Genomic DNA, 13,193 nt, shown 5'->3' on the forward strand with positions numbered 1-13,193 from the left:
CGGCGGGACAGCCGGCTCCTGCGGGCGGGGCGTGGTCGTGGGGCGCGGGCCGATCTTCGGAGGAGTCATGCCCCCAGTATCGGCCGGACCGGGTCCGAAGTTGCCCCGGCGGGCCGGGCGGGGTGGGTCCTCCAGGCGTCGCGGGCGACCTCCAGGGTCACGGCCTGGAAGCGCACCGGAGCGCCCGGACGGCGGGCACCCAGGCGTCCCCAGTCCGCGCGGATGACGGCGGCGATGAGCGGGTAGCCGCCGGTGGTGGGGTGGTCCGGGCCCAGCACGATGGGGGTCCCGGAGAGGGTGACCTGGATGGCGCCGCGCACCATGGGCCGGGAGGTGCCCGAGCCCTCGTCGCCGTGGGGCACGGGAGGTCCGTCCAGGCGCTGGCCCACGCGGTCGCTGGAGGGCGACACGGCGAAGGTGCTGCCCAGCAGGAGCGCCACGGCCGCGCCGCCAAAGCGGGCCGCATCCGGGCCCAGGAGCACCCGCAGCGGAGCGGAGGGGTCCAGGGCTTCGGTGAGACGTGAGAGGTCGGCTTCGGAAGGAGCGGCGTCCGGCGGGGTGGGAGGTCCCAGCGGGAGCCGGTCACCGGTGCGCAGGGGCCGGCCCTCCCAGCCGCCCAGGCGGGCCACCCACAGCGTGCCCTGGCCTCCAAGGACCTCGGGGACGGCGAGCGCGCCATCCACGGCCACGTAGCGCACGGCGTACCGGGTGGGCGCGGGCACGGTGAGCGTGGCTCCGTCCGCGAGCAGGCTGGGGGCCGCGCCATCCACGGACACGCGCACGTCGCGGCCCCGGGCGCGCAGTTCCATCCGGCCGAAGGCTTCGAACGCCGCTGCGCCGGGCGCATTGCCCACCGCACGGTTCGCCGCGACGAGCAGCTCCGGCACCCACGCGCCACCGGGCGGAACGCCGTGGTGCATGACTCCAGGCCGTCCACCGTCCTGCACGGTGACGGGAGCGCCCAGGCCGACGACCTCGAGCCACGCCGTCATGGATGCACCTGCTCGAAGCGCACGCGGTCGTCCAGGTGCAGCACCGCGCCGCGCGTCGGGTCGAACGCGGTGAAGTCCAGCGCGGTGCCCACGAGGTTCCAGCCACCCGGCGACGCGAAGGGATACACGCCCGTGCGCTCCCCGGCGATGCCCACCGCGAGCGCCGGCACCCGCGTGCGCGGCACCGGCAGCCGGGGACACGCGATGCGCGGATCCACGTCCCCCAGGTACGCGAAGCCCGGCAGGAAGCCCACGCAGCGCACCGTGTACTCGCGCGCCGTGTGACGCCGCACCACCTCGTCCACTGTCAGGCCCGCGTGCTCGGCCACCTTCGGCAGGTCCTCGCCGTCGTAGCGCACGCGGATGCGGATGAGCGGATGCTCCACCCTGGCGACAGGCGCCACACGCAGCCGCGTCAGCACGAGCGCCGGAGACTCAGGCGGTGTCTCCGGGTCGAAGTACACGCACGCGTGGGCCTCGGTGATGACCGCGTCCCGCACGCCCGGCAGCGCGCACAGGGCCTCTCGCGCCAGGCCCCGGTCCACCGCCTCTGGCAACACCAGCCGCAACGCGCTGTCCCCCAGCGGTTCCGGCGGCTGCTCCAGCGCGTCCAGCATCGCGCGCACCTCGCGGGCCAGCGTCACCGCGCCCGGCGTGTCGCCGTGCACGCACAGCGTGTCCACCGTGCCACCCGTGGCCAGCCGCACCGTGTTCTCGCGTGCCTGCGCCACGTCCGTCAGCACCGCGCCGGGCTGGCCTCGCGGAATCAACGACCCGTCCGGCAGCGTGCCCCGGTCCGCGAAGCCCTCGCGCGCGTACCCGAGCCCCGCCGCGCGCGCCGCGTCCCTCAACGCCCCGGCACCGGGCCCCACGACCGTGACGCCCGTCCCCAGGGCCTCCACCACGCCGTCCACCACCGCGCGCGCCAGCGAGGGGGACTTGTTGGCCGCGTGGTACAGCGCCCCATGGGGCTTCGCATGGCGCACCGGCACGCCGCGCTCGCGGGCCAGCGCGGCCAGCTGTCCGCACTGCTCCGCCACCTGCGCGCGCAGCACCTCCGGTGCCACGTCCAGCGCCTTGCGCCCGAAGCCCTCGCGGTCCGCGTACGACGGGTGCGCGCCCGCCAGCGTGCCGTGCCGTTCGCACAGCTCCAGCGCCCGCCGCATGGACGCCGCATCCCCCGCGTGTCCTCCGCAGGCGATGTTCGCCAGGTGCGCGAGCGCGTAGAGCTGTTCGTCCTCCCCGGGCAGCTCCCCCAGGTCGATGTTGAGCAGGCACCGCGTCATGGGCCCACGCTACGCGAGCCCCACCCGTCAGCGGTAGGTGATGAGCGAGCGGTGTTCGCCCTCGAAGTGACCGTGCTCGTTGAGCGTGGACAGATACCGGCCCCGGTCGCTGTAGATGACCTTCGTGATTCCACAGTTCGACAGCGTCCAGTTCGTCCGGAACGCGTGTTCGTCCGGGATGCCCAGCAGGTCCTGGCTGATGGCCGTGATGGGGCCGCCGGAAGTGAACACCAGCGCCGTCCGGGAGGGCCCCAGCGAGCCCACCAGCGTCGCCAGCGCCTCCAGGCAGCGCGTCTTGAAAGCCGGCCAGGACTCCCGGTACTCGGTGTCGTGTCCGCCCGCGACCCAGCGCCCCACGGCCTGCGTGAAGAGGTCCTGGTACGCGCGGCGCGGATCCTTCGCCGTTGCCAGCTCCTCGCGCAGCACGGCGAAGTCCGCGTAGCGCGGCGTGTGCCGGTGCACGACCTCTTCGTGGTCGAACTCGTTGAACCCTGGCGTCCGCACGGGCTCCACCTGCTGGCCCAGCGCCGCAAGGCACGCGTCCGCCGTCTCGCGGTGGCGCAGCATCGTGCCCGTCACCACGGCGTCCACCTTCGGCAGCCGCGCACGGAGCGCTTCGCCCAGGACGCGCGCCTGCTGCACGCCCACGTCCGACAGCTTGTCGTAGTCCTTCGCGCCGAAGGACGCCTGCCCATGGCGGATGAGGTAGAGCGCGCCCACTTCAGCCCCCTGCCTTCTTGATCAGCTGCCGGCAGCGGTAGGCCAGGTAGTTGACGATGAGCCAGTAGTTCTTGAACGCCGGGTTGCGCGTCTGCTTGTGGTGGTAGCGGTAGTAGATCTGCTGCGCGATGACCGCGAGCCGGAACACGCCGTAGACCTCGTAGAAGGTCCAGTTGGCGGGCTTCAGGCCGGTGCGCTCCAGGTAGTACGCGACCACCTCCTCGCGCGTGAGCATGCCGGGCAGGTCCGTGGGCTGCCGGCGCGTCATGCGCAGGAACGCGTCGTCATCCGCCTGGACCCAGTAGGCCAGCGTGTTGCCCAGGTCCATCAGCGGGTCGCCCAGCGTGGCCATCTCCCAGTCCAGCACCCCGATGACCTGCGTGGGGTCCTCCGGCTTGAGCACCACGTTGTCGAAGCGCCAGTCGTTGTGGATGACGCACGTCTTGATGTCCGGCGGGACGTGCGCGGCCAGCCACTCGCGCGTGCGCTTCATCCGGGGCACGTTCCAGGTGCGCGCCTTCTCGTAGCGGTCGGACCAGCCGGAGATCTGGCGCTGCGGATAGCCCGGCCCCTTGCCCAGCGACTGGAGGCCCACCGCCTGCGCGTCCACGCCGTGCAGCGCGATGAGCTGATCCACGACGTTGAGGCACAGCTGGCGCGTGCGGGCCTTGTCCAGGTTCAGCCCCTTGGGCAGGTGCTTGCGCGGGATGAGGCCGGGGATGCGCTCCATCACGTAGAACTCCGCGCCCAGCACTCCTGGGTCCTGGCACAGCCCCACCATGGTGGGCACCACCGGGTACACGGGCTTGAGCGCCTGCTGCACCGTGTACTCGCGCGCCATGTCGTGCGCGGACTTCGCCTTGGTGCCCGAGGGCGGCCTGCGCAGGATGAGGTCGCGGTTCTCGTACTTGAGCCGGTAGGTCCAGTTGGAGGCGCCGCCCGTGTACTGCGTCACCTCCGGCGTGCCCTGGAGCGAGGGCACCTGGGCCTTCAGCCACGCATCCACCGCGTGCACGTCCAGCGACTCGCCGGAGCGCACGGCCTTCCCCTCGTCCAGCGGGATGGAGACCGGGGTCGTCATGTTCAACCTCCCTTGCTGAAGCCGCGCTTCGCGAGCTCGATGCGGGTGATGACGCCCTTGTGCACCTCATCCGGGCCGTCCGCGATGCGCAGGCTGCGCGCCTGGGCGAAGAAGCCCGCGAGCGGCGTGTCGCGCGACACGCCCGCGCCGCCGTGCACCTGGATGGCGTCGTCCACCACCTTCTGGAGCACGTTGGGCGCCACGACCTTGATGGCCGAAATCTCCGTCATCGCGCCCATGGCGCCCACGTCGTCCAGCTTCCACGCCGCGTACAGCGTGAGCAGGCGGGCCTGGTCGATGGCGATTCGTGCCTCCGCCACGCGCTCGCGGTTGCCGCCCAGGTTGAGCAGCGGCTTGCCGAACGCGGTGCGGCCCATGCCCCGGTCGATCATCAGCTCCAGCGCCCGCTCCGCCGCGCCAATGCAGCGCATGCAGTGGTGGATGCGGCCCGGCCCCAGGCGGCCCTGCGCGATTTCGAAGCCCATGCCCGGCCCGGAGATGAGCGCGGACACCGGCAGGCGCACGTCGTGGAAGTGCACCTCGCCGTGGCCGTGCGGGGCGTCATGGTCGCCGTACACGGGCAGCATGCGGATGATCTCCACGCCCGGCGCGTCCATGGGCACCAGGACCATGGAGTGCTGGTGGTGGCGGTCCGCGCCCGCCTGCGTCGTGCGGCCCATGAAGATGGCCACCTTCGCGTTGGGATGGCCCAGGCCGCTGGACCACCACTTCTTGCCGTTGAGCACCACGTGGTCGCCGTCCACTTCGGCGGTGGCCTGCATGTTGGTGGCGTCCGACGACGCGGCGTCCGGCTCCGTCATGCAGAACACGGAGCGGATGTCGCCCGCGAGCAGCGGCTTCAGCCACTGTTCCTGCTGCTCCGGGGAGCCGTAGCGCCAGATGACCTCCATGTTGCCGGTGTCGGGGGCGCTGCAGTTGAAGACCTCCGGCGCCATGAAGCTGCGGCCCATGGCTTCCGCGAGCGGCGCGTACTCCAGCGTGCTCAGGCCCGCGCCCAGCTTCGCGTCCGGGAGGAAGAGGTTCCACAGCCCTTCGGCCTTCGCGCGGGCCTTGAGCTCCACCATCACGGGCGGCACCTTCCACTGGCGCCAGTCTCCGCCGGCCTCCATCGCGTGAAGGGCCCGGAGGTATTCGCCCTCCACCGGCTCGATGTGTTTGGACATGAAGCGCTGCACGCGCTCCAGATATTCGGTCGTCCTGGCGGAGGGCTGGAAGTCCATGCGGGGCATCCTGCGCCCCGGCGGGTTGGTGAAGCCACTGAATGTTGACTGTCTGTTCTGGGGCTGGCGCTGCGCCGCCTGCTGCCTTCAGCGGCGGCGCGGGCCCGGGGCCTTGCGCGGCGTACGGGGGGAACGCGTCCCACGCCGGCCCTGGGCCTTCGGCTTGCGCGCGGGCGAGCGGGGTGGGGTGGGCTGCTCGATGCTCGCGAGGATGATCCGCCGCAGGAGCGCGTACACGGGCAGCGGGTCGAAGCTCTTGTCCAGTTGGTGGTGCAGCGCGAGCCCGTCCACGCACGCCTTGATGATGACCGCGTAGTGCCCGTCCTCCGCGGAGGGGGCCGTGGCGTGGCCCGTGCGGAACTGCGCCACGGTGCGGGCGATCTCCTCGTCGCCCTGTCCCAGCAGCTGCGCCACGGCGGGCGTCAGGTCGCGGTTGCGCAGGCCCAGCGCGAACAGCTCGTAACGCAGCCGGCACGTGCCCGGCGCGTCCGTGGCCAGCTTCTCTCCCCAGGCGAAGGCCGTCTCCGCCAGCTCCTCCGCTGGCGTCTGCGCGCGCAGCCGCTCCAGCTCCGACATGTACTGCCGGCTCGCCTCCTGCGTGACGGCCAGGAGCAACGCGTCCTTGCTGCCGAAGTAGTAGTGCACCAGCCCCTGGTTCACCCCCGCCTCGCGCGCCACCTCCTTCACCGTCGCGGCGTCGTAGCCCCGCTCCCCCAACACGCGTTGGCCGGCGGCGATGAGGCGCGCCCGGGCGTCAGGCTCCGGGGCGGTCGGGGGAGGCGGCGTCTTGCCACGGCGGGGGGAAGGCATCCCAGACCCATAGGGCACCGCCTCACACCCCCGCAAGGCCGGCGTCCGCTCGTCGGCTTGACATCCCGCGTCGTCGGTCTTAGTTAGTTGTGTGACTAAGTTAGTCGTCCGGCTAAACCGAAGGAGACGGTCCATGCGAGTCGAGTCCAAGCGGTCGATGCAGTGGGTGAAGGCTGTGGCGGTGGGTGCGGCGTTGGTGTCGGTGCCGGCGGTGGCCCAGGACATGGCGTCCTCGTCCACGGGGCAGGAGCAGCAGCGGCGCGGGGCGTTCCTTCTGGAGCTGCAGCCGCCCGCGCTGGACGGCTCGCTGTACGGCATCCGGGCGGAGGTGGCGCCGTCGCGGGATTCGCGGCTGGCGTTCGGCCTGCTGGGGCGCGCGGGCGGGTGGAACCGGTCGCTGGGCGCGAAGGCGCGCTTCACGGGCGTGGGCGGCAGTGACGTGAAGCTCAACTTCGGCGTGGGCCTGGACGGCCGCTACACGCTGGCCTTCCTGGCGGACGGCACGGTGCGCCCGTTCGTGGGGATGACGCTGGGCCTGGAGGAGTTCGTCGCGCGCCCGGACAGCGCGGCGATGCCGGACCGCAAGGACTACACGACGACCGCCTTCCTGGAGCCGACGCTGGGCGTGATGTGGCGGCCGGGGTCCGGGCGCGTGGGCCTGTCGGCTCGGGCCGGCCCGGGCTTCACGTTCACCGACGTGCGCGAGCTCCAGGTGGGCTCCAGCAACCTGGGCCTGCGCACGGTGTACCCCACGGCGTCGCTGGGCCTGCTGGTCGTCCTGTAGTCCGTCAGCGGGGGCCACGGGAGCTTGCGGCTCGCGGTAGGCGGGTGGCTACACTTGCTGGACATGCGTGCCCCGTTCGAGTCCTACCGCGCCGAGTTCCCGGTCCTGAAGGAGCAGCTCTACCTCAACCACGCCGGGGTCGCGCCCACCAGCGTGCGCGCCGCCGCCGCGGTGAAGTCGTGGATGGACGACGTGGTGAATCACGGCGTCCTCCATGAGCGGGGCTGGGAGGCCCACAGCGAGAAGGTGCGAGGGCTCGCCGCGCGCATCATCGGCGCCTCTCCGGAGGAGGTGGCCTTCGTGCGCAACACCAGCCACGGACTGGGGCTGGTCGCGGAGGGCCTGGACTGGAAACCCGGGGACGAGGTCGCCGTCGCCACCAGCATCGAGTACCCCTCCAACGTCTACCCGTGGCTGCACCTCAAGGCCCGGGGCGTGGAGGTCCGCGAGATTCCCACGCCGAACGGCGGCGTGACGCCGGAGGCCGTGGCGTCCGTGCTCACCCCGCGCACGCGGCTGGTGGCGGTGTCGTCGGTGCAGTTCGCCACCGGCCACCGCACGGACCTGGATGCGCTGGGCGAGCTGTGTGAGCGCTCGGGCGTGCTGCTGTGCGTGGACGGCATCCAGAGCGTGGGCTGCATCCCGGTGGACGTGAAGAAGAGCCGCGTGCACTTCCTCAGCGCGGACAGCCACAAGTGGATGCTGGGCATCTCCGGCATCGGCTTCCTGTACGTGGCGAAGGACGTGCTGCCGCGCGTGCGCCCCGTGCTGGTGGGCTGGCGCAGCACCACCGACGCGTGGAACTTCAACCGCTCGCACTTCGAGCTGCGGCCGGACGCGGCCAAGTTCGAGGAGGGCAGCGCCGCGTACCCCGGCATCTACGCCCTGGGCGCCGCGCTGGAGCTGCTGCTGGAGGTGGGGCCGGAGGCCATCGGCGCGCGGATTGGCGAGCTGCTGACCCGGCTGGACACGGGCCTGCGCAACCTGGGCTGCGAGGTGGGCCCGGAGCCGAAGGACCGCGCGGGCATCCTCACCTTCCTGCCGCCCGGCGCGAACGTCCGGGCGCTCGGCGCGTACCTGGGGGAGCAGAAGGTGTCCCACTCCGTCCGGCGCGGGCGCATCCGCCTGTCGCCGCACTTCTACAACACGCTGGAGGAGATGGACCGGCTGGTGGAGCTGGTGCGCGCGTACCGGCCCGGGTGAGGCGTCCCACCCGGGCCGTGGCGCGCGACGACGGCTACTGCGCCGGGAAGAGGTTCTCCACGGAGAGGTAGCGCTCGCCGGTGTCGTAGCAGAAGGCGAGCACGCGGCTGCCGTCCGGCATCTCCGCCAGCTTCTGGTTCACCGCGGACAGCGAGGCGCCGGAGGACACGCCCACGAAGATGCCCTCCTCGCGCGCGGCGCGGCGGGCGAACTCGAAGGCGTCCTTCTCATCCACCTGGATGGTGCCGTCGAGGATGGCCGTGTGCAGGTTCTTCGGGATGAAGCCCGCGCCGATGCCCTGGATGGGGTGCGGGCCCGGCTGGCCGCCGCTGATGACGGGGGACTTCACCGGCTCCACCGCGAACACCTTCAGCTTGGGCCACTTCGCCTTGAGCACCTCACCGCACGCGGTGAGGTGGCCACCGGTGCCCACGCCCGTGATGAGGTAGTCCAGCCCGTCCGGGAAGTCGTTGAGGATCTCCTGCGCGGTGGTGCGCTTGTGGATCTCGATGTTGGACTCGTTCTCGAACTGCTGCGGCATCCACCCGCCCGGCGTCTGGCCGACCAGCTCCTGGGCGCGAGCGATGGCGCCCTTCATGCCCAGGGCGCGCGGCGTCAGGTCGAACTGGGCGCCGTAGGCGGCCAGCACGCGGCGGCGCTCGATGCTCATGGACTCCGGCATCACCAGGATGAGCTTGTAGCCCTTCACCGCGGCCACCATGGCCAGGCCGATGCCGGTGTTGCCGCTCGTCGGCTCGATGATGACGCTGCCTTCCTTGAGGACGCCCCGCTTCTCCGCGTCTTCAATCATCGCCAGGCCGATGCGGTCCTTGATGCTGCCGCCCGGGTTGGCGCGCTCCAGCTTCAGGTGCACCGAGACGCGCGACGGATACAGCCGGTTGATGCGCACGTGCGGCGTGTTGCCAATGGTCTGCAGGATGTTGTCGACCTTCATGGCGTCTCCTGTGAGTGGGGAACGGGCACTGCGTGAGGGAAAGTCAAATCTGGTAGTCGAGGACGTCCAGGCCTTCCTCGCCGTGGCGCGCGCGCACCTCGCTGCGGCGGGTGACGACGGACTGGGCGGGCACGCTCTGCGTCAGCCACGCGTTGCCGGCGATGATGCTGCCCTTGCCCACCACGGTGCCGCCTCCGAGGATGGTGGCGTTCGCGTACACCACCACGTCGTCCTCGATGGTGGGGTGGCGCTTCTTGTCCGCCAGGGCCTTCTCCACCATCAGCGCGCCCAGCGTGACGCCCTGGTAGAGCTTCACGTTGTCGCCAATCACCGTCGTCTCACCGATGACCAGGCCCGTGCCGTGGTCGATGACGAACTTGCGGCCGATGGTGGCGCCCGGGTGGATGTCCACGCCGGTGCGCTGGTGGGCGTATTCGGTGAGCAGGCGCGGCAGCAGGGGGAAGTTCAGCCGGTGCAGCGCGTTCGCCACGCGGTAGATGGCGATGGCGTAGAAGCCCGGGTAGGTGAGCACGACCTCGTCCACGCTGCGCGCGGCGGGGTCCGCTTCGAAGATGGCGCGCGAGTCCTGCTGCAGCCACTCATAGATGTCCGGCAGCTTCGCCATGAAGCGCGAGGACATGCCCGCGTCCGTGACGGGGTAGTGCGGCGCGAGCAGCGCCTGGATGCGCTGGAGGCTCGCCTCCACCGCGGTGACGTCCCGGCGCACGGCGGCGGCGTTGCACTCCAGCCGCTCCGCGAAGTGGGGGAAGAGCAGCCCCAGCACCTGCGCGACGAACTCCGGCGCCGCCTTGCGCACGTCCGGGGGGAAGCAGTGGCGCTGTCGCGCCTCCAGCAGGGTGGCAACCAGTCGGGCGTTCGGATCGTCCATGGGGCGTTGCGTCAGGATAGCGCGCCGGTACGGCGTTTTCCTTGTTTCCAGTTCGGGAAGGGCTGATGGAGGCCGGGCAGGTCTTTGCCTGGCGTCCCGGGACGTAGCGGCGGGGTTCTGGACGTGGATGCCGTTGCCGGGAAAACGTCGCGGCTGTCCGGCCGTCCAGGAACCAGGGCGGGGGGCGGACAGGCAGCGAAGAGAGGTGGGGATTACCCAGGGGGATGCCTGAAGGACACAGCATCCACCGGGTCGCCCGGGTCCACCGCCGCTGGTTGGTGGGGCGGCGCTTCACGGCCGATTCGCCGCAGGGCCGGGCGGAGGTGGCGCATGGGTTGTCCGGGCGGACGCTGCTGGGCGTGGACGCGCATGGCAAGCACCTGTTCCACGCGTTCGAAGGCGGTGTGCGGCTGCACCTCCACCTGGGCCTCTTCGGGCGCATCCGTCACTTCCGCGGGGACGCGCCCGTGCCGTCCACGGCGTGCCGGCTGCGGCTGGCTTCGGATGGAGCGACGCTGCACCTGTCGGGACCGTCCGCGTGCGAGCTGCTGTCGCCGGAGCAGGAGGCCGCGTTGCGCGCGAGGCTGGGGGAGGATCCGCTGCGCGCGGATGCTTCGCCGGACCGGGCGTATGCGCGGCTGACGCGGGGACGCATGCCGCTGGCGCAGGCACTGCTGGACCAGGGGCGCATCGCGGGCGTGGGGAACATCGTCCGGGCGGAGGCGCTGTTCGTCGTGGGCCTGCCGCCGCTGTTGCCCGCGTGTGAGCTGGAGCGGGACGCGTTCGACGGGTTGTGGCGCGCGATGCGGGCGCTGTTGCAGGACGGCGTACGTGACGGACTCATCGTCACGCCCGGAGCGCCGCCGCTTCCGTCACCCGGACGCAAGCGGGCGGAGCGCTTCTGCGTGTACAGCCGCGCGGGCCTGCCGTGCCCGCGCTGCGGCGGGAAGGTGACGGGGCAGTCGTTGGCGGCGCGCACCCTCTACTTCTGCGCCGCGTGCCAGGGAGTGGACCGTGTGCGGCGGACACGCCGTGGGTACGAGCGGACAGCCAGAGGCCCTGCTCCTACGCTGTAGCTTGCCGAGCCGGGGGCACCCTGGGGACGATGGAGTCATGACGACCGCCCTGTCCTATGCCCATGGCACCAGCACCACCCCGCTGCTGGGGGAGACCATCGGTCAGAACCTGCGCCGCACCGTCGAGCGCCACGGCGACCGCGAGGCGTTGGTGGTGGCCTCGCAGAACTACCGCGTCACCTGGCGGCAGTTCTGGGACGCGACGACGGCGGTGGCCAAGGGCCTGCTGGCGCTGGGCGTCCAGAAGGGCGACCGGGTGGGGCTCTGGTCGCCCAACCGCTTCGAGTGGACCGTGTCGCAGTACGCGCTCGCGCGCACGGGCGCCATCCTGGTCAACCTGAACCCCGCCTACCGGACGTCGGAGCTGGAGTACGCGCTCAACCAGGCGGGCGTGAGCGTGCTGTTGCTGGCGAAGGGCTTCCGGCAGACGGACTACACGCAGATGCTGGCGGAGGTGCGGCCCCGGTGCGCGGGCCTGCGCGAGGCGCTGGTGCTGGACTCGGACTGGGACCGGCTGGTGAGGGGCGGCGCGAGCATCCGCGACGACGTGCTGGAGGCGCGCGAGCTGTCGCTCCAGTTCGATGACCCCATCAACATCCAATACACGTCCGGCACCACGGGCTTCCCGAAGGGCGCGACGCTGTCGCACCACAACGTGCTCAACAACGGCTTCTTCGTGGGCGAGGTGCTGCGCTACGGGCCGGAGGACCGCGTGTGCATCCCGGTGCCCTTCTACCACTGCTTCGGCATGGTGATGGGCAACCTGGCCTGTACGTCCCATGGCTCGGCCATGGTGATTCCGGGCGAGGCCTTCGACCCGCTGGCGGTGCTCCAGACGGTGCAGGCCGAGCGCTGTACGTCCCTCTACGGCGTGCCCACGATGTTCATCGCGGAGCTGGACCACCCGCGCTTCGGCGAGTTCGACCTCAAGTCCCTGCGCACCGGCATCATGGCGGGGTCGCCGTGCCCGGTGGAGGTGATGAAGCAGGTGCAGTCGCGGATGCACATGGAGGAGGTCACCATCTGCTACGGCATGACGGAGACGTCCCCTGTGTCCACGCAGAACCCCCTGGATGACACGCTGGAGAAGCGCGTGGCCACGGTGGGCCGCGTGCACCCGCACCTGGAGGTGAAGGTGGTGGACCCGGACACGGGCGCGGTGGTGCCACTGGGCCAGCCCGGTGAGCTGTGCACGCGTGGCTACAGCGTGATGCTCGGGTACTGGGAAAACGCGGTGGCCACGGCTGCGGCCATCGACAGGGCGGGGTGGATGCACACCGGCGACCTGGCGACCATGGACGCGGAGGGCTACGTCAAGATTGTCGGCCGCATCAAGGACATGATCATCCGGGGCGGGGAGAACGTGTATCCACGCGAGGTGGAGGAGTTCCTCCACTCGCACCCGGAGGTGTCCGAGGCGCAGGTCATCGGCGTGCCCAGCGTGAAGTACGGCGAGGAGGTGATGGCGTGGGTGCGCCTGAAGTCCGGTGCCACGCTCACCGCGGAGACGCTGACGGCCTTCTGCACCGGCCGCATCTCCACGTTCAAGATTCCCCGCCACTGGAAGTTCGTGGACAGCTTCCCGATGACCGTCACCGGCAAGGTGCAGAAGTTCCGCATGCGCGAGGTCTCCATCGCCGAGCTGAGGCTCGGCGACGTGGCCGCCATCAAGACCGCCTGACGCGCTTCGCGGGGGCCTTCTTCACCGCGGTCTTCTTGGCCGCGGGCGCCTTCTTCGCGACAGGGGCTTTCTTCGCGGCGGGAGCCTTCTTCGCGACGGGAGCTTTCTTGGCAGCGGGGGGCTTCTTCGCGGCCTTCTTCATGGCCGCGCGGTTGGAGGCGTCCACGGCGCGGCGGGCCCAGGGCAGCAGCCGGCGGCCGTCGTCCTCCGCGTCCACGGGCGGCGTCCAGTAGCTCATCGGCTGTTCCTTGCCGCGGCTCTGGTAGATGAAGGGCCGGCAGCCCTCGGCCTCGAAGTCGGCGCGGGTGACGTCGTCCGTCTTCAGGTAGAGCTGGCCCTGGATGATGAGGCCGAACATCCGGCCCCCGAAGTACAGGCCCCAACCGCCGAACATCGAGCGGGCCTGTACCGCGCCAAGCGGCTCCAGCAACTCCAACGTGTACTCCACGAAGCTGTCCATGCGGGGCATGGAGTC

Annotated in this window: 13 protein-coding genes; 4 read left to right on the plus strand and 9 right to left on the minus strand. The window is 71.2% G+C overall.

Going from position 1 to position 13,193, the window contains the following annotated elements:
- Positions 1-65: 65 nt before the first annotated feature.
- The 6 genes from D7X32_RS17000 to D7X32_RS17025 all read right to left on the minus strand — a co-directional run bounded on the left by D7X32_RS17000 (position 66) and on the right by D7X32_RS17025 (position 6,130).
- A complete protein-coding gene (locus D7X32_RS17000) occupies positions 66-992 on the minus strand; it encodes a 5-oxoprolinase subunit C family protein (RefSeq protein ID WP_120603601.1) in 927 nt (308 codons plus the stop codon).
- On the minus strand, positions 989-2,278 hold the full coding sequence (locus D7X32_RS17005) for a LamB/YcsF family protein (RefSeq protein ID WP_120603602.1): 1,290 nt from the start codon (positions 2,276-2,278) through the stop codon (positions 989-991). The genes D7X32_RS17000 and D7X32_RS17005 overlap by 4 nt, the downstream gene beginning before the upstream one ends.
- A 27-nt stretch (positions 2,279-2,305) precedes the next feature.
- Positions 2,306-2,998, minus strand: coding sequence for a histidine phosphatase family protein (locus D7X32_RS17010; protein WP_120603603.1), 693 nt, complete (start codon positions 2,996-2,998; stop codon positions 2,306-2,308).
- A gap of 1 nt (position 2,999) precedes the next feature.
- Complete coding sequence (locus tag D7X32_RS17015; protein ID WP_120603604.1) at positions 3,000-4,079, minus strand: phosphotransferase family protein; 1,080 nt, start codon at positions 4,077-4,079, stop codon at positions 3,000-3,002.
- A gap of 2 nt (positions 4,080-4,081) precedes the next feature.
- Positions 4,082-5,320 carry an acyl-CoA dehydrogenase family protein gene (locus D7X32_RS17020; protein ID WP_120603605.1) on the minus strand — a complete coding sequence of 413 codons (1,239 nt, stop codon included), beginning with the start codon at positions 5,318-5,320 and terminating at the stop codon, positions 4,082-4,084.
- A gap of 87 nt (positions 5,321-5,407) precedes the next feature.
- Positions 5,408-6,130, minus strand: coding sequence for a TetR/AcrR family transcriptional regulator (locus D7X32_RS17025; protein ID WP_244239049.1), 723 nt, complete (start codon positions 6,128-6,130; stop codon positions 5,408-5,410).
- A 133-nt stretch (positions 6,131-6,263) separates the two neighbouring features.
- Between D7X32_RS17025 and D7X32_RS17030 the strand changes: the two genes are divergently transcribed.
- Entirely contained in the window at positions 6,264-6,914 is a 651-nt protein-coding gene (locus D7X32_RS17030) for a hypothetical protein (protein WP_120603607.1), read from the plus strand.
- 63 nt (positions 6,915-6,977) lie between these two features.
- On the plus strand, positions 6,978-8,117 hold the full coding sequence (locus D7X32_RS17035) for an aminotransferase class V-fold PLP-dependent enzyme (protein WP_120603641.1): 1,140 nt from the start codon (positions 6,978-6,980) through the stop codon (positions 8,115-8,117).
- Between the two features lie 34 nt (positions 8,118-8,151).
- Here the strand turns inward: D7X32_RS17035 and cysK are convergent, their stop codons facing one another.
- A complete protein-coding gene (gene cysK, locus D7X32_RS17040; protein ID WP_120603608.1) occupies positions 8,152-9,072 on the minus strand; it encodes a cysteine synthase A in 921 nt (306 codons plus the stop codon).
- Positions 9,073-9,115: 43 nt separating this feature from the next.
- Complete coding sequence (epsC, locus tag D7X32_RS17045; protein WP_120603609.1) at positions 9,116-9,961, minus strand: serine O-acetyltransferase EpsC; 846 nt, start codon at positions 9,959-9,961, stop codon at positions 9,116-9,118.
- Between the two features lie 224 nt (positions 9,962-10,185).
- On the opposite strand from epsC, the gene D7X32_RS17050 reads away from it, so the two are divergent.
- Both D7X32_RS17050 and D7X32_RS17055 read left to right on the plus strand, forming a co-directional pair.
- Entirely contained in the window at positions 10,186-11,037 is an 852-nt protein-coding gene (locus D7X32_RS17050; protein ID WP_120603610.1) for an Fpg/Nei family DNA glycosylase, read from the plus strand.
- A 37-nt stretch (positions 11,038-11,074) separates the two neighbouring features.
- On the plus strand, positions 11,075-12,718 hold the full coding sequence (locus D7X32_RS17055; protein WP_120603611.1) for an AMP-binding protein: 1,644 nt from the start codon (positions 11,075-11,077) through the stop codon (positions 12,716-12,718).
- Here D7X32_RS17055 and D7X32_RS17060 read toward each other — a convergent pair.
- Complete coding sequence (locus D7X32_RS17060) at positions 12,705-13,187, minus strand: TfoX/Sxy family protein (protein ID WP_120603612.1); 483 nt, start codon at positions 13,185-13,187, stop codon at positions 12,705-12,707. The genes D7X32_RS17055 and D7X32_RS17060 overlap by 14 nt on opposite strands.
- Between the last annotated feature and the right edge of the window lie 6 nt (positions 13,188-13,193).

The sequence above is a fragment of the Corallococcus carmarthensis genome (assembly GCF_003611695.1).
Classification (GTDB): Bacteria; Myxococcota; Myxococcia; order Myxococcales; family Myxococcaceae; genus Corallococcus; species Corallococcus carmarthensis.

Coding starts and splice junctions, on each gene's coding strand:
- D7X32_RS17000 (WP_120603601.1), bottom strand. CDS start 992: ATGACGGCGTGGCTCGAGGTCGTCGGCCTGGGCGCTCCCGTCACCGTG.
- D7X32_RS17005 (WP_120603602.1), bottom strand. CDS start 2,278: ATGACGCGGTGCCTGCTCAACATCGACCTGGGGGAGCTGCCCGGGGAG.
- D7X32_RS17015 (WP_120603604.1), bottom strand. CDS start 4,079: ATGACGACCCCGGTCTCCATCCCGCTGGACGAGGGGAAGGCCGTGCGC.
- D7X32_RS17020 (WP_120603605.1), bottom strand. CDS start 5,320: ATGGACTTCCAGCCCTCCGCCAGGACGACCGAATATCTGGAGCGCGTG.
- D7X32_RS17025 (WP_244239049.1), bottom strand. CDS start 6,130: ATGCCTTCCCCCCGCCGTGGCAAGACGCCGCCTCCCCCGACCGCCCCG.
- D7X32_RS17030 (WP_120603607.1), top strand. CDS start 6,264: ATGCGAGTCGAGTCCAAGCGGTCGATGCAGTGGGTGAAGGCTGTGGCG.
- D7X32_RS17035 (WP_120603641.1), top strand. CDS start 6,978: ATGCGTGCCCCGTTCGAGTCCTACCGCGCCGAGTTCCCGGTCCTGAAG.
- cysK (WP_120603608.1), bottom strand. CDS start 9,072: ATGAAGGTCGACAACATCCTGCAGACCATTGGCAACACGCCGCACGTG.
- epsC (WP_120603609.1), bottom strand. CDS start 9,961: ATGGACGATCCGAACGCCCGACTGGTTGCCACCCTGCTGGAGGCGCGA.
- D7X32_RS17050 (WP_120603610.1), top strand. CDS start 10,186: ATGCCTGAAGGACACAGCATCCACCGGGTCGCCCGGGTCCACCGCCGC.
- D7X32_RS17055 (WP_120603611.1), top strand. CDS start 11,075: ATGACGACCGCCCTGTCCTATGCCCATGGCACCAGCACCACCCCGCTG.
- D7X32_RS17060 (WP_120603612.1), bottom strand. CDS start 13,187: ATGCCCCGCATGGACAGCTTCGTGGAGTACACGTTGGAGTTGCTGGAG.